This window comes from Brevundimonas sp. GW822-FHT03E11 (assembly GCF_058801445.1).
Genome location: NZ_JBXANG010000003.1, coordinates 353,361 through 378,654, shown reverse-complemented (window position 1 = coordinate 378,654; position 25,294 = coordinate 353,361). Strand labels below are relative to the sequence as shown.

Below are 25,294 nucleotides of genomic sequence, written 5' to 3'. Positions count from 1 at the left end.
CTCGAAGGGCGGGCTTCCTACAGTGTCCCGGCGGATTAGGAAACGCCGGATAGGGCCTTACCGGCGGTTCGTCGCCTCGGCGTGTCGCGCCAGCAAGGCCTCGGCCTGGCCCAGGTGCAGACGTTCGACCATGGCGCCCCCCACCCGGATCGCGCCTCGCCCCTCGGCTTCCGGCGCGGCGAAGGCCGCCACCACCGCCTGCGCCGCCTGGACCTCAGCCTCGGACGGGGCGAAGGCGGCGTTGGCGGCGGCGATCTGGGACGGGTGGATCAGGCTCTTGCCGTCAAAGCCGTACAGCCGGCCCTGCGCCGCCTCGGCCGCCAGGCCGTCGACGTCCTCGATCCGGTTGAACACCCCGTCGATGGCCAGCAGTCCGTGCGCCCGCGCCGCGACCACCAGGGCCGCCAGCCAGGGCTTGAACGGTTCGCGATCCGGCGACGCGCCCGTCCTCAGGGCCTTGGCCAGGTCGTTGACCCCCAGCATCAGCCCCTGAAGCCCCCCGCCCGCCGCCGCAATCTCGCTCAGGGCGATCAGGCCGCGCGGCGTCTCGATCATGGCCCACAGGGCCGCATCCGGCGCGCGGGCCGACAGGGCGTAGACGGTCTCGACCGTCTCCACCTTAGGCGCGACGATCAGGCCGGCGCCCGCCTGAGCCAGAGCGTCCAAATCGTCCTCGCCCCAGTCGGTGTCCAGGGCGTTGATCCGCACGCCCAGACGGGGACGAAATCCGCCCGCCTTCACCGCCGCCACGGCGGCCACCCGCGCCTCAATCTTGGCCTCGGGCGCCACGGCGTCTTCCAGATCAAGGACGGCGACATCGCAGTCCAGGTTCCGGGCCTTTTCGATCGCCCGGGCGTTGGAGGCCGGCAGATAGAGGACGCTGCGAGCCAGTTCGCCCGACATCAGACCCGCCCGGTGACAGGAACCAGGGCGCCGGTCATGGCCCGGCTCTCGGGCGAGGCCAGGAACAGGATCACCGCCGCCAGATCGGCCGGGGCGACCCAGGCGGCCGGATCGGCGTCGGGCATGTCCTTGCGGTTGGCGGGCGTATCAATGATTGACGGCAACACCGCATTGACCGTTACGGACGTGGTTTTCAGCTCCTCCGCCAGGGCCTGGGTCAGGGCGTGGACGCCCAGCTTGGCGGCGCCGTAAGCCCCCATGCCCGCGCCCGGCTTCAGCGCCGCAGCCGAACCGACATTGATGATCCGCCCGTCCGACGCCGCCTTCAGATAGGGCAGAGCCGCGCGGCTGGCGTTCAGGGCGGTGGTCAGGTTCAGGGCCTGCATCCGGTCCCAGGCCGGCTGCGCGTCGTCCGTCGTCTGCCAGACGAAGCCGCCGGCGATATTGGCCAGGACGTCCAGCCGGCCGTAGCGGCTGATGACAGAGGCCACGGCCTCCTCGGCCTGGACCGGGTCGGTCAGGTCGACGCCGCCGATCTCAAGCACCCCGGGCGGAACCGGATGGCCTTCGGCATGGTCGATGACGGCGACCGCCAGCCCCGCCGCCAGGGCGGCCTCCAGCACGGCCCGGCCCAGCACCCCGTGCCCGCCCGTGATCGCGATCACCCGTTTCATCTCGTCCTCCATCCCTTTGCCCCTCTCGTCTGTCGGCTCAGCCTGCGGCGAAGACCTTGGCCATCAGGCGTTCCAGCCCCGCCTGGTCCACGGCGTCGAAGGCCGCCGGGGTCGTCGCATCCACGTCGAAGACGGCGATCAGTTCGCCCGAAACGTCAAGCACCGGCACCACGATCTCGCTGGCCGAGCGGCTGTCGCAGGCGATGTGACCGGGAAAGGCGTGGACGTCCTCGACCAGCTGGGTCTGGCGTGTCGCCGCCGCCGTCCCGCACACCCCGCGCCCGAAGGCGATCCGCAGACAGCCCAGCGTCCCCTGATAGGGTCCGACCACCAGTTCGTCCGCCCCATCCGGCGTCTTGTCCGGCGCGACGACGTAGAAGCCGGTCCAGAAGAAGTGGTCGAAGGCGTCGGCCAGCATCGAGGCCACGGTCGCCATCCGCGCGGTCAGATTCGGCTCCCCGTCCAGCACCGCCAGGATCTCGGCCTCGACCTCGGCATAGCGGTCCGCCTTGTCGGCGGGGCGGTCGTCGCGGGGGACATAGGACATGGGCGCTCCTTCGATTCGCAGCCGATATAGGCGCCCCTGCCCCCGGAAGCGAGCCTTCGTCCACAGGGTTCAATTTGTTAAATACCGGAAATCGCACAACAAGGTTCGGCGTAGCCAAATTTGCCGCTTGCTGTGGCGCCGCTTTGTCGCAAAACATTGTTAACCATGTTTGGCGGTCTGACCCGTCGGCGTCGGCGCGCCGTCCTGCGTCGCGTCGGCCAGTTGGGATTGCGGGAGCGACAGGAAGGTATGGGCGAGTACGACAACGCCGGTCACGGTCCATCCCAGCTCCAGCGGCATCGCATGCCCCTGGCCGGCGGCGCCGTGGCGGTTCTGGTCCTGCTGATTGCCGTCCTGCTTCTGGCCAGCTGCGGCGACGGCGCCCCCGGCTTCTGGCGCCGAGGGGCCCAGAACGAGGCCGCCCTGTCCTGCCCCCGCCCAGCCTCGGTCACAGGGTCCGAGTTCAACGCCCAGGAGGCGAGCCTGCGCCACCTGCGCCGCGCCGCCTTCCGTGGCGACGTCTTCGCCCAGCTGGAGCTGGGCTCGCGCTACGCCGCCGTCCGCGCCACCGACAAGAATATCGAGGATCCGATCGAAAGCTCGGTCTGGTACGCCATGGCCCTGGCCAATGACGAGGGCTACGCCCCGATCAACGGGGTCGATCGCAAGGCCGGCGGCCTGTTCGGCGGGGGTCTGCGCCGCCTGTCGAAATACGACGACTGCCGCGCCTTCGAACGCCACCGCGCCTATCAGGTGCTGGACCGCCAGCTGTCGCGGATGAGCCGCCAGGAGCAGGAGGCGGTGCGCGACCGCGTCATCTACATCCTCTCGACCCAGGACGCAGAGGGCTATCGCACCCTGGCCCGGCTGCACGACGGCCTGTACGGCCCCTTCGGCGAACCGGCCGACAATCGCGAGGCCCGCGAGGCGCTGGGCCGCAAGCCCGAGGGCGGCGCCCTGGGCCAGCCCCGGTCGCACGGCGGCTACTGGGCGGCGGTCAATCTGTTCCAGCGCAACGACGTCGACGCCTATCTCTACAACTATCTGGCGGTTCAGACCGGGGACGTCGGCGCCTATGTCCTGATGAAGGACTTCGAACGCTCCTCGCCCAACCGCGCCCAGTACGCCGGCTTCGTCGAGGCCAAAGCCCGCCAGTGGACCCCGCCGTTCGAATTTTATCCGCTGGAGGCCCCGGCCTCGGGCGTCCCCTTCTCGGACGAGAGCCGCCCGCGCGGCGACGCCTATGAATACGCCCTGTCCCGGCTTCAGGGCGAACTGCCCTTCATCCATGTGGGCCGCGCCCTGCGCTATCTGGGCGTGACGCCCGAGGTCGTCACCGCCCCCGAACAGCTGTCCCGACAACAGATCGAGGCCTTCGAGGCCATGATCGGCCATGCGACCGAGAGCCGCCTGTCCCCGGTCGAACGGGTCCGCGCCATCCAGCTGGCGGCCGTCAACGGCTCGTCGGAGGCCCAACTGGTCCTGGCCGTCATGTACGCCGAGGGCATCGGCCTGCCCGCCGACTACGCCCGATCGTTCAAATGGTTCGAGGAGGCGGCCCGCCAGGGCAGCCCCGAGGCCAAGTTCGCCATGTCCACCTATTTCGCCCTCGGCGTCGCCGGGGTGGCCGACCAGGACAAGGCCGACGCCGTCGCCTTCCGTATCGAATCCGCGCTGTCGGGCTTCGGCCCCTCGGCTTCGCGCCTGCAGGCCCTGCTGTCCCAGGTGTCCCGCGCCCAACAACAGCGCCGCTGAAACGGAGGGTCTGGTCGCATGAACATCCGCTCGCTCGCGAAAGTCTCGCTCCTGGCGGCCTTCGCCCTGGCCGCCCTGACGACCCTGCCCGACCCGGTCCAGGCCCAGGTCGCCGCAAAGGTCGAGGCCCAGACCCGGCCCAATTTCGGCGTCCTGCTGGACCCGCCGACCCGCGCCCGGCCCCGCGCCCATCGCCGCTACGACTACGGCCGGTATCGTGGTCCCGACTGGCGTCCCCTGCCCCGCCCCCCGCACCAGGAAGAGGTCGTCCTGGTCGATTGCGGCGGCAATCCCGGCTCGGGCGCGATCGAGAGCGCGGTCCAGCGCGTGCGCCCCGGCGGCACCTTGATCATCCGGGCCAGGGGCGGCGCCTGCGTTGGCTGGCTGAACATCGACAAGCCGATGACCATCATCGGCGACAGCGGCTTTGATCCGCGCCGCTGGGATGCGGCGACGCCCACCCTTCAGGCGCCGGACGGCCTGCCCTGCCTGACCGCCGCCCCCGGCGTCCGGGTCGAGGTCCGCGACCTGGTCTTCGCCTCACCCCACGCCGGCGACGCCGCCTGCGTCATCGGCTATGGGGCTGAAATCGTCATGAGCCGGGTCGGCTTCCGCCACGCGGGCGACGAGGCGGCGATCTATGTCGACGGCGGCCTCTTGGACCTGCGCGACGCCCTGATCGACGCCCGCACCGTCTCGGCCGCCGTGGTCGCCGACGGCGCCGCCGTCACCCTGTATGAGACCGCCATCACCGGCGCCGTCTCGGGCGTCGATCTGACGCCGGGCTCCGCCGCCCCCTCCAGCCTGACCTCGGTCACCCTGATCGGATCGGAACAGCCGAACAGCTTCGGCCCGCGCGCCATCGGAGTGATCGTTCGCTCCGCCCGCGATTACGGCCGGGTCGAGATCAGCAACGCCAAGATCTGCGGCTATGTCGAAGGGGTGGCGGTGGAGGGCGCCTCGGTCTCGGTCTCCAACAGCCGGATCTGCAAGGGCGACAAGGGCGCGGTCCTCTATAACGGCGAACTGCTGTTCGATCAGAACCGCGTCCGGGTGGATCAGGTCGGGGTCGCCGCCGCCTCGGGCCGGGCGGTGATCACCGGCAACAGTTTCGCCGGCGTCCGCGACGCCATCTATGGCGAGCCGCGCGCCAGCATTGAGGCCCGCGACAATCGGGTGTGGTCGCGCGACCTGTGCCGCCCCCGTTTCGAAAACCGCTATCGTGACCGCTACGTCCCCTCCTGGGGCGGCGGCGACCGCGGCTATGACTGCCAATACAGCCCCTATCCGCGCGACTGGTGGGAGGCCGAAGACGGTCAGTACTATGACTACGGCTATCCGCTGGACGGCTATGATCGGTACCAGCAGGGCTACGGTTGGTATGATCGGGACGGCCGCTATGTGCCGGACAACCGCTACTATGGCGATGATCGTTGGAGTCGCGGCGGGCGCGGCTGGTAATCGTCCCTGTACGGCGCAGTCCGACGGTTCGGCGTGATCGAAAAACCGAGGTTCGGAAACCGGTTTCAGGCTCACGCTTTGTTACAAACGCCATGGTCAAGCCGGTTTCGCCGCGCTAGAGCAGGCCGCATGTGCGAGCGGGTCAACCCGCCGAACCTTAAGACAAAGCTCAGGGGCTTAAGATGACTCAGTGGGTGTACGGCTTCGGCGGAGGCTCCGCCGACGGCGACGCGTCGATGAAGAACCTTCTCGGCGGCAAGGGCGCGAACCTGGCGGAAATGTCCGCCCTGGGTCTGCCCGTCCCGCCCGGCTTCACCATCACCACCGAGGTCTGCACCTACTATTACGCCCACGGCGAGACCTATCCGGCCGATCTGGAAGACCAGGTGAAGATGGCCCTGGCCAAGGTCGAGGGCGTGGTCGGCAAGACCTTCGGCGACGTGGACAATCCCCTGCTGGTCTCGGTGCGTTCGGGCGCGCGGGCCTCGATGCCGGGCATGATGGACACGGTGCTGAACCTGGGCCTGAACGACCAGACGGTCGAGGGCCTGGCCAGGCTGTCAGGCGACCGGCGATTCGCCTTCGACTCCTATCGCCGCTTCATCACCATGTATTCCAACGTGGTTCTGGGCCTCAGCCACGACGATTTCGAAGAGGTGCTGGACGCCCACAAGGACCGGCTGGGCGTCAGCGTCGACACCGATCTGAAGGCCGAGGACTGGGAGCGGGTCGTCGAGGACTACAAGGCCGTGGTCGAGCGCGAGCTGGGCCACCCCTTCCCCCAGGATCCCAAGGACCAGCTGTGGGGCGCCGTCGGCGCCGTGTTCGAAAGCTGGATGAACGACCGGGCGAAATTCTATCGCCGCATGCATGACATCCCCGAGAGCTGGGGCACCGCCGTCAACGTCCAGTCGATGGTGTTCGGCAATATGGGCGAGACCTCGGCCACCGGCGTGGCCTTCACCCGCAACCCCTCGACCGGCGAGGCGCGGCTGTACGGCGAGTTCCTGATCAACGCCCAGGGCGAGGATGTGGTGGCGGGCATCCGCACGCCTCAGTCCTTGACCAGGATCGGCCGCGAGGAGATGGGCGAGACCGCCCCCTCGATGGAAGAGGCCATGCCCGAGGTGTTCGGCCAGTTCGTCGAGGTGGTCGGCAAGCTGGAGAGCCATTATCGCGACATGCAGGACATCGAGTTCACGGTCGAACAGGGCCGGCTCTGGATGCTGCAGACCCGCAACGGCAAGCGCACCGCCAAGTCGGCGCTGAAGGTGGCGGTCGATCTGGCGGCGGAAGGCGTGATCAGCCAGGAAGAAGCCGTCAGCCGGGTCGAGCCCTCGGCGCTCGATCAGTTGCTGCACCCGACCCTGGACCCGGAGGCGCCCCGCACCGTCATCGCCGCCGGCCTGCCCGCCTCGCCCGGCGCGGCGACCGGCAAGATCGTGTTCGACGCCGACGAGGCCGAGCGTCTGGCCGGGCTGGGCGAGGCCGTCATCCTGGTGCGTGAGGAGACCAGCCCTGAGGACATCCACGGCATGCATGCGGCGCGGGGCATCGTCACGGCGCGGGGCGGCATGACCAGCCACGCGGCCGTGGTGGCGCGCGGCATGGGCCGGGCCTGCGTCTCGGGCGCCGGCGAGATCCATATCGACGAGGCCAAGGGCGTCTTCACCGCCCGCGGCCGCAGCTTCAAGACCGGCGACATCATCACCATCGACGGCTCCAAGGGCGAGGTGCTGGACGGCGCCGTGCCGATGATCGAGCCGGAACTGACCGGCGACTTCCAGACCCTGATGGGCTGGGCCGACCAGGTGCGCCGCCTGAAGGTGCGCGCCAACGCCGAGACCCCGCTGGACGCCAAGACCGCGCGCGGCTTCGGCGCCGAGGGCATCGGCCTGTGCCGGACCGAGCATATGTTCTTCGACGACACCCGGATTGCCGCCGTGCGCGAGATGATCCTGGCCGACGACGAGGCCGGGCGCCGCACGGCCCTGGCCAAGATCGCCCCGTTCCAGAAGTCGGACTTCGTCGAACTGTTCGAGATCATGGCCGGTTTGCCGGTGACGGTGCGTCTGCTGGACCCGCCGCTGCACGAGTTCATCCCGCATACGGACGAGGACATCGACGCCCTGGCCGCCTCGTCTGGCATCGACGCCGAGAAGCTGAAGCGCCGGGCCAAGGAGCTGCACGAGACCAACCCCATGCTGGGCCATCGCGGCTGCCGCCTGGGCGTGGCCTATCCAGAGATCTACGAGATGCAGGTCCGGGCCGTGCTCGAGGCCGCGCTGGAGGTGAAGAAGACCTCGGGCGTGGCGCCGATCCCGGAGATCATGCACCCGCTGGTCGCCCTGGGTCTGGAGATGAAATATCTGCGCGAACTGACAGACCGCACGGCTCAGGCTGTGTTCGCCGACGCGGGCGACAGCGTCGACTATCTGGTCGGCACCATGATCGAACTGCCCCGCGCCGCCATCCGCGCCGGGGACCTGGCGGAATACGCCCAGTTCTTCAGCTTCGGCACCAATGACCTGACCCAGACCACCTTCGGCATCAGCCGCGACGACTCGGGGCGGTTCCTGCAGGCCTATCTGGACAAGGGCATCTTCGAGACGGACCCCTTCGTGCGTCTGGACCAGGACGGCGTCGGCGGCCTGATCGAGATCGCGACCGAACGCGGCCGTGCGGTTCGCCCCGAGGTCAAGCTGGGCATCTGCGGCGAGCACGGCGGGGATCCGTCGTCGATCGCCTTCTGCGAAAAGGCCGGGCTGGACTATGTCTCCTGCTCGCCCTACCGCGTGCCGATCGCCCGCCTGGCGGCGGCCCAGGCGGCGCTGAGCGGGGAGCGTGAGAAGGACCGCTGAGGTTAGACATTCTCCGTCATCCTCGGGCTTGACCCGAGGATCGGACGCGACGCCGCTTGTGCGAAGACTTTGACGCACAGCCCGATCAACGTCTGGTCCTCGGGTCGAGCCCGAGGATGACGGGGTGAAAGATTAGAGGGCGGTCTCTGACGAGGCCGCCCTTTTTGTTGCATCGCCACAAAGTCGCCGACCTTGACAGAACACAGTGTGTGTCTCGCCGTCCACAGACGACGGACTGTTCTGGCGGCCTCTGGAACAGAGAACGCCCTCACCTATTTAAGCACTCGCTGGATGGGGCTGATGATCCAACCGGTCATCACATCTAGGAGTTAATAAGAAACAATGCGCAACATTCTTCTCGCTGCTGTCGCCGTTTCCGCAATCGCCGCTCCGGCTTTTGCTCAAACCAATCCTGAACCGCGTGGTTACGGATCACTGGGCTATACTCATCTTGAAGGCGACAACGCCACCACCGGCGCCGTGACCGGCCGCCTGGGCGTCAATCTGAACCGCTACCTGGCTCTGGAGACCGAGGCCTCGGTCGGCGTCAAGGACGACGACTTCACCGTCGCCGGCGTGGACGGCACGACCAAGCACGAGTGGGACGCCGCAGGCTATGTGGTCGGCAAGGTGCCGGTCTCGGACAAGCTGGAGCTGTTCGCGCGCGGTGGTTACGGCCATACCGAGCTGAAGCAGGAGTTCCCCGGCGCCAACACCGACGTGGGCGGCGACAGCTGGAACTACGGCGCCGGCGCCAACTACTATCTGGACGGCGTGAACGGCCTGCGGGCCGACTGGACCCGTCGCGACTACCGTGACGACGCGGGCGAGGCGGACGCCTATTCGCTCAGCTACATCCGTCGCTTCTGATCCCGGCGATCAGGCGGATTGAAGAAGGCGCGCTCCGAAAGGGGCGCGCCTTTTTGCTTTCAGGACTTCAGGCGAAGTCGCGGGCCAGGGCCCAGCGCTGAGAGCCTTCGCCGAACGGACGCACGAACCAGTCGCGGTACTGTTCGAAGGCTTCGATGATCTTCTGACGCAGGGCCTGGGCGTCCACCGCCTCGCCGCGCTGACGTCGGAGGGCCGCAACGCAGTCGACGACCAAATTCTGGTGGGCCGAGCCGCCCATGCTCTTCAGCACGGCGGCGATATCCTGAGCCAGGCTTTCCAGCACTGTCTTCGGCGTCGTCTGAGCCATCTGGGAACTCCCCTGTTCTCGACAATCGAACGCCTCGCAAAATCCGCCGCCGGATTCAAGCGTGGCCTCAGAAATTATCGTCGCAGATCGGGATTAACCTGCCGTAACGCCGGTCGAAACTTTTGGTTTCGTCACCCTAGCCACGCTTGCGCACGAATACGGTCCCGGCCGAGTACCCTGCGCCGAAGCTGCAGATCAGGCCGGTCTCACCGGGGACGAAGCCGTCGTTGTGCAGGTGGAAGGCGATGATCGAGCCGGCCGAGGAGGTGTTGGCGTAGTCGTCCAGGATGATGACGTTCTCTTCCGACGACGGTTCGCGACCCAGCACCTTCTTGCCGATCAGCTGGTTCATGTTGATGTTGGCCTGGTGCAGCCACAGCCGCTTCAATTCGCGCGGATCCAGGCCCAGTTCGCCGGCATGATCGACGATCATGTCCGAAACCATCGGCACCACATCGCGGAAGACCTTGCGGCCCTGCTGGATGAACAGCTTGTCGTTCTGAACGCTGTCGTCGGCGACCGGCGAATCCAGATGGTCGGTGTCGCGCGCGTTGCGGTTCAGGAAGCCGAAATTGTTGCGGATATTGTTCGAGAAGACGGTCTTCAGCCGCGTGCCCAGCACGTCCCAGCCGCCCGGCCCGGCGGTGTCCGAGGATTCCACGATCACGGCGGTCGCCACGTCGCCGAAGATGAAATGGCTGTCGCGGTCGGTGAAGTTCAGGTGGGCCGAGCAGATCTCCGGATTGACCATCAGCACCGCCTTGACCGAGCCGCCGGCGATGAAGTCCGCCGCCGTCTTGATCCCGAAGGTGGCCGAGGAACAGGCGACATTCATGTCGAAGGCGAAGCCCTCGATCCCCAGGGCCTGCTGCACCTCGATGGCCATGGCCGGATAGGGGCGTTGCATGTTGGAGGCGGCGCAGAGCACCGCGCCGATCTCGCTGACCGGCTTGCCCCAGGCCTCGATGGCCTGGCGGGCGGCCTTGACCGCCATCTCGGCCAGGATCGACAGCTCGTCATTACTGCGTTCGGGCAGGTTGGGCGCCATGCGGGCGGGGTCGATCACCCCGGCCTTGTCCATCACGAACCGCTGCTTGATGCCCGAGGCCTTTTCGATGAACTCGGGCGAGGAATGGGGCTTGGCCTCCAGTTCCCCCGCCTCGATCCGATCTGCGTGACGGGCGTTCCAGCCGTCGGCCCAGGCGTTGTAGCTGTCGACCAGTTCGGCGTTGGAGACCGATTGTTCGGGGGTGAAGAGGCCGGTTGCGGCGATGACGGCGTGTTGCACGGGTAGACAGTTTCCTTTGCGAACGCCTTCAATAGGACGGCGGCGGCCTGCGGTCGAGACTGGCGATGATCCCGGCGGCCCAGCGCTGGATTTGGCCGCGCGGCGCCGGGGGCGGCGGCCGGTCTCGGGAGGCGATCAGGGCCTGAACCAGGTCCTCGGCCTCGCAGGGCCAGCCCGTCGGCGTGACATAGATCGGATAATGGACCAGGGCGGCCAGGATCAGGTGATCGACCGTAGCCCGCCGGGTGCGGCGCTCGAAACTCAGCCGGTCGTCGGTCAGGCCCCAACCCGCATAGAAGGGTCGGCCATAGACCGACACCGCCTTGCCCCTCATCAGGGCCTCAAACCCGGTCAGGGAGGTCAGGGTCGCAACCCGGCGGCAGGCGTTCAGGCAGTCGATGATGTCCAGCCCGTCCGCCACGGCGTCGACGGCGGACAGGGCCGCGGCGTCCAGCCGCCCGGGCCGGTTGCCCGCCAGAACGTCGGGGTGGTTGCGATAGACCAGGAAGGCGTCTGGATGATCGGCCCGCGCCGCCTCGACGAGGGCGGAGTTGGTGTTCAAGTCCGGTTCGCAGCCCAGCAGGATCGACTTGTCGTTCTCGACCTGGCCGACGACCAGCAGAATGTCGCGATCCGCGGGCCAGTCGGCGGGCGCCTGACCCTTCAGATTATATTTCGACAGGCCCGCCTCGACGATCCGGGTCCGAAGCGCAGCGGCGCGGGCCAGCTGCTCCGGCGTGGCGTCCGTCGTCTGGATCAGGGTCTCCAGCCGCGACGGGCGCGACGGGTCGTAATAGACCCCCTGGTCGTCCAGAGCGACCGACAGGGCGCCGACGAAATCGGACCCCAGGCCGCGCGAGCGGATGAAGCCGTCCTCCATGCGAACCGTCGGGCCGTTAAAGGTTGCGGCGGCGCGGCGCACGGCCTCGCTCTCCTTGCCCGCCCACCAGATCAGCCGACCATTGGTCGCGGCGGCATGGGCGGCGGCCCGCGACGGCGACATGAAATAGCGCATCCGCGCCTTGGGCGAGTTCAGCAGGCGGCGCACCGGCGGGCGTTTGGCCGGGGCGAAGCCGACAGCGGCCCAGTTCCCAGCCAGACGGTCGGCCCGATCACGCAGGCAAATCAGCCGCTCCAGCGCCTGTTCAGCTTCGCACAGTTCGCCGGTGACGGGATCGACATAGCGGCTGTAGGCGATCAGGGCGGCGGCGGCGACCTGTTCCAGACTGCGCCCTACACCCCGGCGGCCGGTGTCCACGGCGTCGGTCGTCAGGCCCCAGCCGGAATAGAAGGGCGCCCCGAAACAGCGCACCGGCAGGCCGCGCAACAGGGCCTCGAATCCGAGCGCAGACGTGACGCAATAGACGGCGTCCACCGCCGCCAGCAGGTCGGCCGGCCGCACGTCGGCGTCCACCAGGGTGACGCCGGACAGATCGGTGACGCACCCTCGCTTCCTGCCCGCCGCCACCGCCGGGTGGCGTTTGACGATCAGCTGGGCCTCGGGCTCGTCGCGCCGGGCGGCGGCGACCATGGCGTCGAAACTGTCTTGCGTCGCCAGCCCATAGCCGATGGAGGCGTCGCCGAAGGTCTGGTCCACGATCAGCACGCGGCGGCCGGGCCGCAGCAGGCCGGGGTCCAGCGGCCCGCCCATATTGGTCTTGGACACGCCCGAGGCGACGATCCGGTCGATCAGGGCGCGGGCGCGGGCGGTCAGGGCGGCGTCGCACCAGCCGTCGGCGGTCTGGATCAGCTGTTCGAGGCGGCTCGGCCGGGTGGCGTCATAATAGACGCCCAGGTCATCGACGATCAGGCTGAGGCTGGCCGCCCCCGCCTCCCCCAGGCCGACCGAGCGCAGGAAACCGTCCTCCAGCGCGACATAGGGGCGGGCGTTGGCTTCCGCCCAGCGGCGACCGGCGGCGGCGGTCGGCTTCAGGCCCCAGCCCAGCGCGGCCTGGACCTGATCGCCCGGCAGGCGGCGCAGATCGTAGTCGTTCAGGAAGACATCGAGGAAGGGGACCTTCAGCACGCCGGGCGCGCAGACCCAGGCGGGGGTTTTTGCGGCGATGTCCGAGGTTGGGGTCAAGGCGGGTCCGACGGATTGAGCGCGAGGTTTAGGGCGGTTGGGGGCGTCGGGCTAGAGTGTGCTGATCTTCCCCCGCTTGCGGGGGAAGTGTCAGGCCGTGGCGCGCAGCGACACGCCTGACGATGGGGGAAGTCTTCTTGTTGAAACAAGACTCCCCTCTCCGACCCTGGTCCGGCTACGCCGGACGCCGGGCCACCTCTCCCGCAAGCGGGAGAGGGTCTTGAAGACTACCCCGCGATCTGGCCGAAGTCCGCCACCTGGCCCATCACGTCGCGCACCTGGCCCAGCAGTTTCAGACGGTTGTCGCGCTCCTCGGAAACGTCGGAGTTGACCATCACCGCCTCGAAGAAGGCGTCGACCGGTGCGCGCAGACCGGCCAGGGCCGTCATGGCGGCGGCGAAATCCTCGGTCTCCAGGGCGGTCTCGACGGCGGTGCGGGCGGCGTTGACGGCGAAGGCCAGGGTGGTCTCGGCCTCGGGCTGGTTCGGCAGGCCGGTCTGGACCATGCCGGTCGGAACCGGTCCCTTCTTCTCCTCGGCGCGCAGGATGTTGGAGGCCCGCTTGTAGCCGGCCAGCAGATTGGCCCCGTCGTCGGTGGCGAGGAAGGCGGCCAGGGCTTCGACCCGGCGCACGATGCGGACGAGGTCGTCGTCGCCCAGGGCGAAGACGGCGGCGACGAGGTCGTGGCGCTGGCCCTGATCGCGGAGGAGGACGGTCAGGCGGTCGGCGAAGAAGGCAAGTATACCCGTCGGAGCGCCGAATTTACTTGCGACAGCCACGCCAAACAGGACGCCGCCCAAAGACAACCGCACCCCATTCTCCAGCACCAGACGGATCACGCCCAGCGCCGCTCTCCGCAGCGCGAACGGGTCCTTCGAGCCCGTGGGCTTTTCGTCGATGGCGAAGAAGCCCACCAGGGTGTCCAGCTTGTCGGCCAGGGCGACGGCGACCGTGACGGGCGCGGTCGGGACGGTGTCGGCGGGGCCTTGCGGCTTGTAGTGGTCGCGGACGGCGTCGGCGATGCGGTCGCGCACTTGAGGCGTCCAGCCCCCTCCACCGCTCCGCGGTCCCCCTCCCCCAAGGGGGGAGGATTGATCCGTGCGATCTCCCCCCTCAGGGGGGAGTGGCCGCGAAGCGGACGAGGGGGGCGCGCTCAGCAGACGCGCGTAATAGCCGCCCATGATCCCCTGCAGTTCCGGGAATTCGCCGACCATGCCGCTGGCCAGATCGGCCTTGCACAGGCGGGCGGCCATCTCGGCCTCGACCGCGTCGGCGCCGACCAGGGGGGCGATCTCGCGGGCCAGAGCGGCGATGCGCTCGACCCGCTCGGCCAATGTGCCCAGTTTGGCGTGGAAGGTGACGCCCTTCAGCTTTTCGTTCCAGGCGTCGAAACCGACCTTCTGGTCCTCGTCCCAGAAGAAGCGGGCGTCGTTCAGGCGGGCGGACAGGACGCGGCTGTTGCCTGCGGCCAGGGCCTTGCCGCCGTCGGTCGCCTCGACATTGGCGACGACCAGGAAGTTGGGGGCCAGTTGGGGCGCGCCCCCCTCCCCCGCTTCGCGGGTGCTCCCCCCAGAGGGGGGAGAGCTGCGGACGGCGAAATACTTCTGGTGCACCTTCATCGACAGGCGCACGACCTCGGGCGGCAGGGCCAGGAACTGGGGGTCCATGTCGCCCAGGATCGGGGTCGGCCATTCGGCGAGACCCGCCACCTCGTCCAGCAGGCCGTCGTCGTCGACCAGCACCAGGCCGCGCGCGGCGCAGGCGGCCCTGGCCTGTTCCAGGATGCGCAGCTTGCGGTCGGCCACATCCAGCAGGACGAACTCCCGCTCCAGCTGGGTGCGGTAGTCGACGAAGTCGCTGACCTTCAGCAGTTGGCCAGAGCCGAGGAAACGGTGGCCCTCGGTGATCGCATCGGACGGGATGCCGTCGATCTCGAACGGGACCACCTTGCCGTCGAACAGGCACAGAATGCGTTTGATCGGACGGACCCAGCGCAGGCTTCCCGAGCCCCAGCGCATCGACTTGGGCCAGGGGAAGGTGCGGATGACCTGGTCCACCGTCTCGGCGACCAGATCGGTCGTGGCCCGGCCCTTGGACGACAGGACGGCGTAGAGGACGCCGTCGCGCTCGGTCAGCTGGTCACGGTTCAGGCCGGTCTTGCGCAGGAAGCCCTCCAGCGCCTGCTCCGGCGCCGAGGCCTTGGGCCCCTTGATCTCCTCCTCGCGGTCGGGCGTGGCGGCGGGCAGGCCCTCGATCACCAGGGTCAGACGGCGCGGGCCGGCGTAGGTGGTCAGCGCGTCCCAGGTCAGGCCGGCGGCCTTCAGCCGGTCGGAGACCATGCGGTCGAGGTCGCGCGCGGCGCCCTGCTGCATGCGGGCGGGAATTTCTTCGGAGAAGATCTCGAGGAGGAGTTGGGGCATTAGAGTCTCAAATCTGTCCGCTCATCCCCGCGAAAGCGGGGACCCAGCGCTGTGGGCGCACGACCGGCGCCGTAGGGGCTTCAACCGCCATCCCAGACACCGCGCCTCGCGACAGGACTGGGTCCCCGCTTTCGCGGGGATGAGCGGAAAGGGAAATCATGCCTCGGCCCGTTCCCGCTCTACATAGGCCGTCGCGCAGGCTTTGCAGAGTTCGCGGATGCGGCCGATGTAGCTCTGGCGCTCGGCGACGGCGATGGCGCCGCGCGCGTCCATCAGGTTGAACAGGTGGCTGGCCTTCAGCACCTGATCATAGGCCGGCAGGACCAGGGGCTGGCCCTGGGGTCCGGTCAGGGCCAGAAGGCGCGAGACCTCAGCCACCATATCCTCGAACCGGCGTTTCAGACCGTCGACGTCATAGCCGTGGAAGTTGGCCTCCGACTGCTGGCGCTCGTTCTCCAGGAAGACCTCGCCATAGGTCAGCCCCTCCTTGGTGAACTTGAGGTCATAGACGTTGTCCACGCCCTGGACATACATGGCCAGACGCTCCAGCCCGTAGGTCAGTTCCCCCGAGACCACATCGACCTCAATGCCGCCGACCCCCTGGAAATAGGTGAACTGGGTCACCTCCATCCCGTCGCACCAGACCTCCCAGCCCAGGCCCCAGGCGCCGACCGTCGGGTTCTCCCAGTCGTCCTCGACGAAGCGGATGTCGTGCAGTTTCGGATCAATCCCGATCGCCGCCAGCGAGCCGAGATAGAGCTCCTGAAGATTGTCCGGGTTCGGCTTCAGAATGACCTGGTATTGATAATAGTGCTGGAGACGGTTCGGGTTCTCGCCATAGCGGCCGTCGCCGGGGCGGCGGCTGGGCTGGACATAGGCGGCCTTCCACGGCTTTGAGCCGAGCGCGCGCAGGACGGTGGCGGGGTGCAGGGTGCCGGCCCCGACCTCGATGTCATAGGGCTGGAGAATGGCGCAGCCCTGGTCGCCCCAATAGCGATGCAGGGTCAGGATCAGGTCCTGGAAGGCGAGCGGCTCGGTCGAGGTGGTCAAATCGGGCTCGGGAGGGGCTGGAAAAAAGACGGCGGACCATAGGGCCCGGCGCCGCGCGCTTCAACACGCGCCGGGGATTTATGGCTCAGGCGGCGGCGAGCCGGGTCGCGGCGACCCAGGCGGCCGGATGGGCGGCCGACAGGGCGGCGGCGGCGGCGGCGGCGTCCTCGCCGGACCGGCACAGGCCGAAGACGGTGGCGCCCGAGCCGGACATGCGCGCCAGGACCACGCCGGGCGTCGTCGCCACCGCTGAAACCGCATCGGCTATGGCGGGCGTCAGGGCCTCGGCGGGCGGCTGAAGATCGTTGCGGAGGCCGGCCAGCCAGTCGATGACGGCCGCCGGGCTCCAGTCGGCGGGCGGCGCGGGACGGTCAGCGGCGCGCGGCGGACCGGCGTCATAGGCCCGGTAGACGGCGCCGGTGGGCGAAGGGACGCCCGGATTGAACAGGACGGCGTGGAGCGGCGGCAGGTGCTGTTCGTCGGTCAGGACGTCGCCCCGGCCCTCGGCCCAGGCGGTGCGCATCCGCAGGCACATGGGGCCGTCGGCGCCGATGACCCCCGCCACGGCCTCCAGTTCCACATCGTCTATGTCCAGCGCCAGGGCCTGACGCGCCAGTTTCAGGGCGGCGCCGGCGTCGGAAGACCCCCCGCCCAGGCCGGCGGCGATGGGCAGGCGCTTGTCCAGCGTCACCCTCAGCGGCGGCTCGCCGGTTCCGGTCGCCTGGCCCAGGGCGCGAAGGGCGCGCAGGATCAGATTGTCGGGCTCGGCCGCCAGACCCGCGCCGAACGGGCCACTCACGCTCAGCGACAGGCGGTCGGCGGGCTCGACCGTCACCCGGTCGCCGACGTCGGCGAAGGCGACCAGACTGGACAGGGGATGATAGCCGTCGGCGTCCACCGGGCCGACGTGCAGGAACAGATTGATCTTGGCCGGGGCCAGGGCCGTGAGTGGTGGCATGGAGTAGGTCTTAGCGACTTGGGGGCTGGGTCGGAACGGGGAATACGGCGCCCCTCTCCCTTCCCGGTCGTCATCCTAGGGCTTGTCCCTAGGATCCAGACTCCCGGTGTTCGAGCGGGCGCACGTCTGCGGACACACCGGGAGTCTGGATCCTCGCCACAAGGGCGAGGATGACGGGCATGGGTGTGTCTGCGCGGGGGCTGAGGGTGCGGTGGCGCGCCCCCTATTGCGACACGCCGGTCGCGGGGCCGGCGCCGTCCAGGCCGTTGGCGATCTTGCGTTCGACCTCGACCTTGCGTTCGGGCTCCGGGTCCAGGCTCAGGACGCGGTTCCACAGCCAGACCGCCTCGCGCCGACGCCCCACCTTCCAATAGGCGTCGCCCAGGTGGTCGTTGATTTCGGCGTTGGCCGGCTCCTTCTCGACCGCCTGCTCCAGGGTGACGACGGCGGTGTCGTAATAGCCTTGCTTGAACTGGGCCCAGCCCAGGGAGTCCTGAATATTGCCGTTGTCGGGCGCAGCGGCGTGGGCCTGGGCCAACAGGCCGGCGCCCTGATCGACACGCAGGCCCCGATCCACCCACAGATAGCCGAGATAGTTCAGCACGTCGGCGTTGTTCGGGTCTGCCTGATGCGCGGCCCACAGTTCGGCCTCGGCCTCGGGGATGCGGTCCAGCGATTCCAGCGCCGCGCCGCGCAGGAAGTGGATGTGGGCGCCCTGGTCCGCCGTGTTCAGCAAGGGACCGTTCAACAGGGTCAGGGCCGCCTCGAACTGTTGCGCCTGGATCAGCTGGCCCGCCAGGACCAGGGCGATGCGCGGATCGTCCGGCTGGGCGGCGGCGGCGGCGCGCAGTTCGGTCAGGGCGGCCTCGGACTGGCCGTCCTCCTCCAGATTGATCGCCAGCTGGGCGCGGGCGCTGGCGTAGAGAACCGGATCCTCCGGCCCGACGCGCGACAGGGCGGTGCGGGCGGCGGACTTCAGCCCCACCCGGTCCAGCACCTGGGCCAGCTGAATCTGGGTCGCCGCATCCTCGTGCAGGTTCAGGGCGAGCCGCAGATAGACCACCGCAAACTCATTACCCCGTTCGGCCACGGCCTGGGCGGCGGCCGTGGCCAGGGCCTGGGCCGCGCCCTGGCGGAAGTCCGGAGCGGGCGGAGGCGGATCGCCGGCCTGGAGGCGCGCCAGGGCGCGGGCGGTCGCCAGATCGGTCTGTCCCTGCATCGCCGCCTGATAGACGGCCAGGGCCTGATCCCGCTTGCCGCGCCGCTCCAGAAACTCGCCATAGGGCCGGTGGAACAGGGCGCCCAGGGTCGGCAGATCGGACAGGGCCTTCAGCTCGGCCTCCGCCTCGGCGTATTTGCGGCGCTTTTCCAAGAGAAGGGCGCGGTTCTGGCGCGCAAAGGCCAGGGTGACGGGATCGCCCTGGGCCGGTGGCGCGGCCAGGGCGCGGGTCCAGTCGCCGGCCGCCCCCGCGATCCAGGGCGCGACCATCAGCCCGGCGCGGGCGTGCGGGGCGGCGATGGGTCGGGCGGCCAATGCGGCGTCGGCGGCGCGGGCGTCGCCGTGCACGAAGGTCTGCACGGCCGCGATCAGCCGCCCGCCCTCGGTAAACGCCGGCGAGGCGTCGGCGGTCGGCGCCAGGCGCGCCGCCACGTCCAGATCGCCGCTGAGCAGGGCCGAGGTGAAGGCCTGTTCGCGCAGGCGCGGCTGTTCCGGCGTCAGGGCCTGGGCCTGGGCCAGAAGATCGGCGCCCCGTTCGCCCTCCCCCGTCATCAGGGCCAGTTTGCCGGCGAGATAAAGCCCATAGGCGCTGCGGCCCTGGGCGTCGGTCGGAATCGGCGACCAGATTTCGGGGATGGGCGGGGCGGCCGGTTCGTCATCGCCCGCGACGTCGATCGCCGGATCGCCGCCGGGCGTCTTTTCCTGAGGCGCGCCGTCCTCGGGTTCGTCTTCGGCGGGCGCGGCTTCAGGCGTCTGACCCGGCTCGAGGATTATGGCGGGCGGATGGTCCTGGGACGGATTGACGGACGGCGACGCCGGTCTTGTCTCCTGCGCTACGGCCCCCTGGGCTATGGCCAGTGCGAGGACGGTCAGGGAGGCGGCGAACAGGCGCGAATGGGAGGCGATCATGCCCCGACCCTTCACGCTTTCCCCCGCCCCTGCAAGTGGGCGGATGGTTGACGACGGCCGATAAGGGCGTACCGTAAGGATAATCCTTACGGAGGCGATGATGATCACCAGCCGCCTGACGTCCAAAGCCCAGACGACCATTCCCCAGCCCGTGCGCGCCGCTCTGAAACTGCAGGACGGCGACGAGCTGATCTACGAGATCGAGGGGAATCGGGTTCTGTTGAAAAAGGCCCGCAAACCGGTCGCCGACGACCCCTTTGCGACCTTCGAGGAATGGGACGGCGAAGCAGACCGCAAAGCCTATGCCGACCTTTAAGCGCGGCGACGTCGTCCGCATCCCCTTTCCCTATACCGACCGCAACACCCGCCAGCATCGGCCAGGATTGGTGGTGTCCGCAGGCGGGATCGGGGATCAGGCCGCCTTGATCTGGGTGGTGATGATCACCAGCGCCGCCAACCGGCGCTGGCCCGATGATCTGGACCTGGGTAACCGTTATGGCGAATCCGGCCTGCCCGCCCCCTCGGTCGTGCGCCCCTCCAAGATCGCCACCATTGAAGCGTCGGCGGCGGAACGGATCGGGGCGTTGGACGAGGCGCGACTGGCTGTCGTCATGGAGACGATCCGGCGCTGGCTATGACCCCAGCGCCGGGATTGCCTCACATGTTCGGATAGTTCGGGCCGCCGCCGCCCTCGGGCGTGGTCCAGACGATGTTCTGCGACGGATCCTTGATGTCGCAGGTTTTGCAGTGGACGCAGTTCTGGGCGTTGATGACGAAACGGGGGTCGGTCTTGGCGACCTCGTCCGCATAGACGACCTCATAGACCCCCGCCGGGCAGTAGAGCCGGGCCGGTTCGCCGTATTTGGGCAGGTTGACCTGGATCGGCTTGGACGGGTCCAGCAGCTTCAGGTGGGCCGGCTGCTCTTCCGCATGGTTGGTGTTGGAGATGAAGACCGACGACAGCTTGTCGAAGGACAGTTTGCCGTCCGGCTTGGGATAGGCGATCGGCTTGTGCTTGGCTGCGGGCTCGGTCGAGGCGGCGTCGGTCTTGCCGTGTTGCAGGGTCGGGATCGGCGACCAGCCGCCCAGCAGGGTGCGGCACCACATGTCGAACATGCCCAGAGCCCCGCCCAGGGTGGTGCCGAACTTGGACAGCAGGGGCTTGGCGTTCCGGACGACCGACAGCTCCTTATAGACCCAGCTCTTCTTGAAGGCGGCCTCATACTCGACCAGTTCGTCGCCGCCGCGTCCGGCCTGAACCGCGTCATAGGCGGCGTCGGCGGCCAGCATGCCGGTCTTCATGGCGTTATGGCTGCCCTTGATGCGGGGCACGTTCACAAAGCCGGCCGAGCAGCCGATCAGGACGCCGCCGGGGAAGCTGAGCTTCGGAATGGACTGAAGACCGCCCTCGGTGATGGCCCGTGCGCCGTAGGAGATGCGCGTGCCGCCTTCCAGGTGCGAGGCGATGGCCGGGTGGTGCTTGAAGCGCTGGAACTCGTCGAACGGCGACAGATGCGGGTTCTTGTAGTTCAGGTGAACGACATAGCCGATCGCCACATAGCGGTCGCCGAAATGATACAGGAAGCTGCCGCCGCCGGTGTGCTCGTCCAGCGGCCAGCCGGTGGTGTGCTGGGCCAGGCCGGGCTGGTGCTTATCCGCCGGCACCTGCCACAGCTCCTTCAGGCCGATGCCGTATTTCTGAGGCGACCTGCCGTCCTGGAGCTTGTGGCGGGCGATGATGGTCTTGGCCAGGGAGCCGCGCACGCCCTCGGCGATGAAGACATATTTGCCGTGCAGTTCGATGCCCGGCTGGAAGTCGCCGGTCGGCTTGCCCTCGCGGTCGATGCCGAAGACGCCGGCGACGACGCCCTTCACTCGACCCGTCTCTTCTTCCCAGACGACGTGGCTGGCGGCCATGCCGGGATAGACCTCGACGCCCAGGGCCTCGGCCTGTTCGCCCAGCCAGCGCGCCACATTGCCCAGGGAGGCGATGTAGCAGCCGTCATTGTGCATGAAGGGGGGCATCAGCCCCATCGGCAGGGCGGCCGACCCTTGCGGACCCAGCAGCAGGAAACGGTCCTGGGTGACGGGCGTCTCCAGCGGGGCGCCGCGCTCCTTCCAGTCGGGGAAGAGTTCGTTCAGCGCCTTGGGGTCGATGACCGCGCCCGACAGGATGTGGCCGCCGACCTCGGCGCCCTTTTCCAGCACGGCGACGCTGATGTCCTTGCCGTCCTTTTCCGCCCGCTGTTTCAGACGGATGGCCGCCGACAGACCGGCGGGGCCGCCGCCGACGATGACGACGTCATACTCCATGACCTCGCGCTCGACGCCCTGAAGAGCCTCCAGCGGCGGCAGATTGTCGATGATGGCTTCCTGGCGGGCGTTTTCCGCGCCGCCCTCGATGGCTTCTTCGGCCATGTCTTCCCCTGAAATCCTGCTTGTTCGTGTGGTTATGCCGCTTATCGGAAGGTGACGCGAGGGCGGTCAAGGCTTATCGGTGTGTTGAGACATGAACGCGCAACCTCACGAGATCGCTGCAATCGAAAGCCTGCTCGCCTTTTGGCGGGATGCGGGGGTGGACGCCTGCTACGGCGACGCGCCGGTCGATCATACCCATCTGGCCCCGCCGCCCGCCCTGAAGGCGGTGCAGAAGGCCACGGCCTCGGTGGCCGCGCCCCTGGTCGGACCCGGCGCAGTCGATGCGATCGCCCAGGCGAGACGCCTGGCGGCGGGGGCCGCCACGCTCCAGGATCTGGCGGCGGCGGTGGCGGCGTTCGAAGGCTGTCCCCTGCGCGCCATGGGGGCGACCCAGTCGGTCTTCGGCCGTGGCGACCCGAACGCGCCGGTGCTGATCATCGGCGAAGGCCCCGGCGCCGAAGAGGACCGGATGGGCCAGCCCTTCGTCGGCAAGGCGGGCAAGCTGCTGGATCGAATGCTGGCGGCGGCCGGACTGACCGGCAAGGTCTTCATCACCAACACCGTCTTCTGGCGCCCGCCGGGCAACCGCACCCCGACCCCGCAGGAACAGGCGGTATGCGCGCCCTTCGTCGAGCGCGCCTTTGCGCTGTTGCAGCCCAGGGCGGTGCTGTTGCTGGGCGCGGCCTCGGCCAAGTCGGTGCTTCAGACCGAGGAGGGCATCATGAAAATCCGGGGCCAGTGGCGGGAGTGGCGCCTGAACGAGGGCGCCGTGTCCGCGCCGGTCGTGCCGACCCTGCACCCCGCCTTCCTGCTGCGTCAGCCCCAGGCCAAGCGGCTGGTCTGGGGCGATCTGCTGGCGCTTTCGGCGCGGCTGGACGGCTCAGGTTGAGGTTACCGCCGCTTTAAGGCATCATGATCGTTTGACGACCAACGCCACACGATCCCCGCCTGACGAGAACGGGCAGGGCGACGCCAACGGGGCCGCCGCGTATGATTATGTTTCGCCGGGCGCTGATCGCCCCGACTCTGGTGCTGTCGCTCGCCTTCGCCGGCGCAGCGCAGGCCGAAGCGCCCGCAGAGGGAATGGCTGACGTCAGTTCCGGTTCCGTCCGCCCTACGGCCCTGAGTTCATCGGATCGCCTGTCCTACACCACCGCTTTCGACGCCCTGCGGCGCGGCGACATCGAGGCGGCCCGCCTGTCGGCGCGTCAGGCTCAGGACCGCGTCCTGCTGGGTCAGGTCGAGTTCGAAAGCCTGTTCCACCCGGACCATGTCGCCACCTATGAAGAGCTGACCGCCTGGCTTGAGTCCTATTCCGACCTGCCCTGCGCGGACCGGGTCTACGCCCTCGCCATGCGGCGTCGGCCCGACGGGGCGCCGGAACCGGTCAAGCCAGGGGGCCTTCTGGGGCGGACCTGGAACAGCGTCGTCGCCGCCGTCTCGGGGGGACCGGCCGTCGATCCGATGAAGGCGGCGCGCGTCGCATACAACAACGACGACCTGACCGGCGCCTCGGCCGTCGGCCGCGAGATCGGCGACTGGTGGACGGTGGGTCTTGCCGAATGGCGGCTGGGTCAGTTCCATCAGGCCTTCGCCGCCTTCGAGCGCGTCGCCAATGATCCGACCGAAGATCCCTGGGTCCGCGCCGGCGCCGCCTATTGGACCGCGCGTGCGGCCTCCCAGTCCGGCCGCCAGGACCGGGTCAACGACTATCTGCGTCTGGCGGGACAGTGGCCGGCGACCTTCTACGGCCAGATCGCCCTGCGTCAGCTGGGCGAAGAACCGGCGATCGAAAACCTGGGCCCCCGCCCCTATGAGGCCCCACCCCGGCTGCAGCGCGCCGTCTATGTGCCCCAGGACGGCCGCGTCGGGGCCGATGAGCTGAACGCCTTCGTGCAGAGCGACGCCCGCGCCCGGCGCACCGTCGCCTATTACGAGGTCGGCCGTCGCACCGAGGGCGAGAATGAGCTGCGCGCCGGGCTTCGCACGGCGGTGGGCGACGCCGCGCGGATGTGGATGGCCTTGGCGCGGGTGATGATGCCCAGCAGCGGCGGCGACGTCGCTCGGATCGACGCGACCCGCTTCCCCATGCCGGTGCTGGAGCCGGAGGGCGGCTTCGTCATCGAAAAGGCCCTGGTCTACGCCCTGGCGCGCAAGGAGACCGACTTCAATCCCGACGCCCGGTCCGGCGCTGGCGCCTATGGGCTGATGCAGGTCATGCCGACGACGGCGGCGGAGATGACGGGGGACCGCACCTTCGTGACCGACCCGACCAAGCTTCTGGTCCCGGCGACCAATATGCGGCTGGGTCAGGCCTATGTCAGCCGGATGCTGAACCTGCCGGCCTTCCAAGGCGATCTGTTGCGCGCGGTGGCGTCTTACAACGCCGGCCCTGGCCCAATGCTGGCGGCCCTGAGAAAACTGGGGCCGGACGCCGATCCCCTGCTGCTGATCGAGACGATCGACGTGCCCCAGGCCCGCGAATATGTGGAAAAGGTCGTCGCCGCCTATTGGATCTATCAGCGTCTGTTCGGCGGCCCGCTGAAGACCCTGGATGCGGTCGCTTCGGGCGCCCGGCTCGTGCCCTTGGCCCTGGACTATACGCCGCCGACGGAACAGCCCCTGATGGTGGCCCAGGCCAGCCCGATCGCCGGCGCCCAATAGGTTTTCAGAACACCGCCGCCAGCAGAAGAGCCCAGAAGGCCGCTCCCACCAGGGCCGCCAGGCCGTAGCCGGCTAGCGGACTGAGGCCTTCGGACGAGGCCTTGACCTGAACGGCGGCCTTGGTCGGCGCAGGGGTGTGAAGCGGCATCTCGTCCTCCGGGTGGAACGGGCGGTCCCACGCCGGTCAAGATAACGACGTCATCTTAACGGCCCGTCTGCGGCCAAGGTTGCGAAACCCTTAAGCCAGGGCCTCAGCCTCCCACTGCCGGAAATCCGGTTGGGCCAGGAGGGCGGCGACATGGGTTGCGGCTGCGCCGTCGTCGCCATGGGCGCTGAGGTCGATCTGGAAGTGTCGGATGCGCGCAGCGACCGGGGTGAAGAAGGCGTCGGCGATCGACCAGTCCCCGAACAGCCAGGGCCCGGCCTGCCCGAACCGGCCGCGCATCTGGCGAAACAGATCGACCAGCCGGGCCAGATCGCGGTCCAGGGCCGGGTCCGACGGGGTCTCGGACCGGGCCTCGCCGACCATGGGCCGGTCCGGCCCCGTGCCGCAAAAGGTCCGCAGGGCCGAAAAACCGGAATGCATCTCCGCCGTCGCCGATCGGGCCAGGGCGCGGGCCGTCGGGTCCGCAGGCCACAGCCGCGCCTCGGGATAGGTCTCGGCCGCCCATTCCGCGATCGCCAGCGTATCCCAGATGAGCGTATCGCCGTGCCTCAGCACCGGGACGAAGCCGGACGGCGAGACCTGACGCAGCGCCCCCTTCTGGGCCTGGGTCTCATAGCGGACGTCCACGGTGGTGAAGTCAGCGCCCGTGCGCTTCATCACCAGCCACCCCCGCAGGGACCAGGTCGAATAGGTCCGGGGCCCGATGATCAGTTCCATATT

General features: G+C 68.7%; 22 protein-coding genes. 8 read left to right on the top strand and 14 right to left on the bottom strand.

Going from position 1 to position 25,294, the window contains the following annotated elements; genetic code table 11:
• Window positions 1–57 precede the first annotated feature (57 nt).
• The 4 genes from AC1RKE_RS07165 to AC1RKE_RS07150 form a co-directional block, all read right to left on the bottom strand.
• The gene (locus AC1RKE_RS07165) at window positions 58–903 is read right to left on the bottom strand and encodes an HpcH/HpaI aldolase/citrate lyase family protein (protein WP_395941968.1); all 846 of its coding nucleotides are present in this window, start codon (window positions 901–903) and stop codon (window positions 58–60) included.
• The gene (locus AC1RKE_RS07160; RefSeq protein ID WP_348684944.1) at window positions 903–1,577 is read right to left on the bottom strand and encodes an SDR family NAD(P)-dependent oxidoreductase; all 675 of its coding nucleotides are present in this window, start codon (window positions 1,575–1,577) and stop codon (window positions 903–905) included. The genes AC1RKE_RS07165 and AC1RKE_RS07160 overlap by 1 nt, the downstream gene beginning before the upstream one ends.
• A 37-nt stretch (window positions 1,578–1,614) precedes the next feature.
• Entirely contained in the window at window positions 1,615–2,124 is a 510-nt protein-coding gene (locus AC1RKE_RS07155) for a GAF domain-containing protein (RefSeq protein ID WP_183214964.1), read from the bottom strand.
• Between the two features lie 159 nt (window positions 2,125–2,283).
• Window positions 2,284–2,424, bottom strand: coding sequence for a hypothetical protein (locus tag AC1RKE_RS07150; protein WP_492896690.1), 141 nt, complete (start codon window positions 2,422–2,424; stop codon window positions 2,284–2,286).
• A 3-nt stretch (window positions 2,425–2,427) separates the two neighbouring features.
• On the opposite strand from AC1RKE_RS07150, the gene AC1RKE_RS07145 reads away from it, so the two are divergent.
• The 4 genes from AC1RKE_RS07145 to AC1RKE_RS07130 all read left to right on the top strand — a co-directional run bounded on the left by AC1RKE_RS07145 (window position 2,428) and on the right by AC1RKE_RS07130 (window position 9,071).
• Entirely contained in the window at window positions 2,428–3,879 is a 1,452-nt protein-coding gene (locus AC1RKE_RS07145) for a tetratricopeptide repeat protein (RefSeq protein ID WP_492896688.1), read from the top strand.
• An 18-nt stretch (window positions 3,880–3,897) separates the two neighbouring features.
• Window positions 3,898–5,340: a right-handed parallel beta-helix repeat-containing protein gene (locus tag AC1RKE_RS07140; protein WP_395941969.1), complete on the top strand. Its 1,443-nt coding sequence runs from the start codon at window positions 3,898–3,900 to the stop codon at window positions 5,338–5,340.
• A 182-nt stretch (window positions 5,341–5,522) separates the two neighbouring features.
• Window positions 5,523–8,201 (top strand): pyruvate, phosphate dikinase, encoded by a 2,679-nt coding sequence (gene ppdK / locus AC1RKE_RS07135; RefSeq protein WP_348684461.1) that lies wholly within the window; start codon window positions 5,523–5,525, stop codon window positions 8,199–8,201.
• Between the two features lie 342 nt (window positions 8,202–8,543).
• Window positions 8,544–9,071 (top strand): porin family protein, encoded by a 528-nt coding sequence (locus tag AC1RKE_RS07130; RefSeq protein ID WP_054766462.1) that lies wholly within the window; start codon window positions 8,544–8,546, stop codon window positions 9,069–9,071.
• Between the two features lie 67 nt (window positions 9,072–9,138).
• Here AC1RKE_RS07130 and AC1RKE_RS07125 read toward each other — a convergent pair whose 3' ends face one another.
• The 7 genes from AC1RKE_RS07125 to AC1RKE_RS07095 all read right to left on the bottom strand — a co-directional run bounded on the left by AC1RKE_RS07125 (window position 9,139) and on the right by AC1RKE_RS07095 (window position 19,326).
• Window positions 9,139–9,399: a hypothetical protein gene (locus AC1RKE_RS07125; protein ID WP_182713300.1), complete on the bottom strand. Its 261-nt coding sequence runs from the start codon at window positions 9,397–9,399 to the stop codon at window positions 9,139–9,141.
• Window positions 9,400–9,535: 136 nt separating this feature from the next.
• Window positions 9,536–10,687 carry a beta-ketoacyl-ACP synthase III gene (locus AC1RKE_RS07120; protein ID WP_348684460.1) on the bottom strand — a complete coding sequence of 384 codons (1,152 nt, stop codon included), beginning with the start codon at window positions 10,685–10,687 and terminating at the stop codon, window positions 9,536–9,538.
• A 28-nt stretch (window positions 10,688–10,715) separates the two neighbouring features.
• Complete coding sequence (locus AC1RKE_RS07115; protein WP_395941970.1) at window positions 10,716–12,770, bottom strand: capsule polysaccharide biogenesis protein; 2,055 nt, start codon at window positions 12,768–12,770, stop codon at window positions 10,716–10,718.
• Between the two features lie 227 nt (window positions 12,771–12,997).
• Window positions 12,998–15,190, bottom strand: a complete 2,193-nt coding sequence (gene glyS / locus AC1RKE_RS07110) for a glycine--tRNA ligase subunit beta (protein WP_395941971.1) — start codon at window positions 15,188–15,190, stop codon at window positions 12,998–13,000.
• 156 nt (window positions 15,191–15,346) lie between these two features.
• Entirely contained in the window at window positions 15,347–16,240 is an 894-nt protein-coding gene (locus AC1RKE_RS07105) for a glycine--tRNA ligase subunit alpha (protein WP_152950824.1), read from the bottom strand.
• An 85-nt stretch (window positions 16,241–16,325) separates the two neighbouring features.
• Window positions 16,326–17,198: a 4-(cytidine 5'-diphospho)-2-C-methyl-D-erythritol kinase gene (locus AC1RKE_RS07100; protein WP_395941972.1), complete on the bottom strand. Its 873-nt coding sequence runs from the start codon at window positions 17,196–17,198 to the stop codon at window positions 16,326–16,328.
• Window positions 17,199–17,421: 223 nt separating this feature from the next.
• Window positions 17,422–19,326: a tetratricopeptide repeat protein gene (locus tag AC1RKE_RS07095; protein WP_348684942.1), complete on the bottom strand. Its 1,905-nt coding sequence runs from the start codon at window positions 19,324–19,326 to the stop codon at window positions 17,422–17,424.
• A gap of 100 nt (window positions 19,327–19,426) precedes the next feature.
• Here AC1RKE_RS07095 and AC1RKE_RS07090 point away from each other — a divergent pair, with 100 nt between their 5' ends.
• Together AC1RKE_RS07090 and AC1RKE_RS07085 are read left to right on the top strand one after the other, a co-directional pair.
• Window positions 19,427–19,642, top strand: coding sequence for an AbrB/MazE/SpoVT family DNA-binding domain-containing protein (locus tag AC1RKE_RS07090; protein ID WP_152951162.1), 216 nt, complete (start codon window positions 19,427–19,429; stop codon window positions 19,640–19,642).
• Complete coding sequence (locus tag AC1RKE_RS07085) at window positions 19,629–19,964, top strand: type II toxin-antitoxin system PemK/MazF family toxin (RefSeq protein ID WP_152950827.1); 336 nt, start codon at window positions 19,629–19,631, stop codon at window positions 19,962–19,964. Before AC1RKE_RS07090 ends, AC1RKE_RS07085 begins: the two co-directional genes overlap by 14 nt.
• Before the next feature lie 19 nt (window positions 19,965–19,983).
• Here the strand turns inward: AC1RKE_RS07085 and AC1RKE_RS07080 are convergent, their stop codons facing one another.
• The gene (locus AC1RKE_RS07080; protein ID WP_395941973.1) at window positions 19,984–21,639 is read right to left on the bottom strand and encodes an electron transfer flavoprotein-ubiquinone oxidoreductase; all 1,656 of its coding nucleotides are present in this window, start codon (window positions 21,637–21,639) and stop codon (window positions 19,984–19,986) included.
• 196 nt (window positions 21,640–21,835) lie between these two features.
• On the opposite strand from AC1RKE_RS07080, the gene AC1RKE_RS07075 reads away from it, so the two are divergent.
• Together AC1RKE_RS07075 and AC1RKE_RS07070 are read left to right on the top strand one after the other, a co-directional pair.
• Window positions 21,836–22,633: a uracil-DNA glycosylase gene (locus AC1RKE_RS07075; protein WP_348685450.1), complete on the top strand. Its 798-nt coding sequence runs from the start codon at window positions 21,836–21,838 to the stop codon at window positions 22,631–22,633.
• A 101-nt stretch (window positions 22,634–22,734) separates the two neighbouring features.
• Entirely contained in the window at window positions 22,735–24,408 is a 1,674-nt protein-coding gene (locus AC1RKE_RS07070; protein WP_492896681.1) for a lytic transglycosylase domain-containing protein, read from the top strand.
• 4 nt (window positions 24,409–24,412) lie between these two features.
• Here the strand turns inward: AC1RKE_RS07070 and AC1RKE_RS07065 are convergent, their stop codons facing one another.
• Together AC1RKE_RS07065 and AC1RKE_RS07060 are read right to left on the bottom strand one after the other, a co-directional pair.
• Window positions 24,413–24,556 (bottom strand): hypothetical protein, encoded by a 144-nt coding sequence (locus AC1RKE_RS07065; RefSeq protein WP_156314214.1) that lies wholly within the window; start codon window positions 24,554–24,556, stop codon window positions 24,413–24,415.
• Window positions 24,557–24,646: 90 nt separating this feature from the next.
• The gene (locus AC1RKE_RS07060; protein WP_348684983.1) at window positions 24,647–25,291 is read right to left on the bottom strand and encodes a glutathione S-transferase; all 645 of its coding nucleotides are present in this window, start codon (window positions 25,289–25,291) and stop codon (window positions 24,647–24,649) included.
• Window positions 25,292–25,294 lie beyond the last annotated feature (3 nt).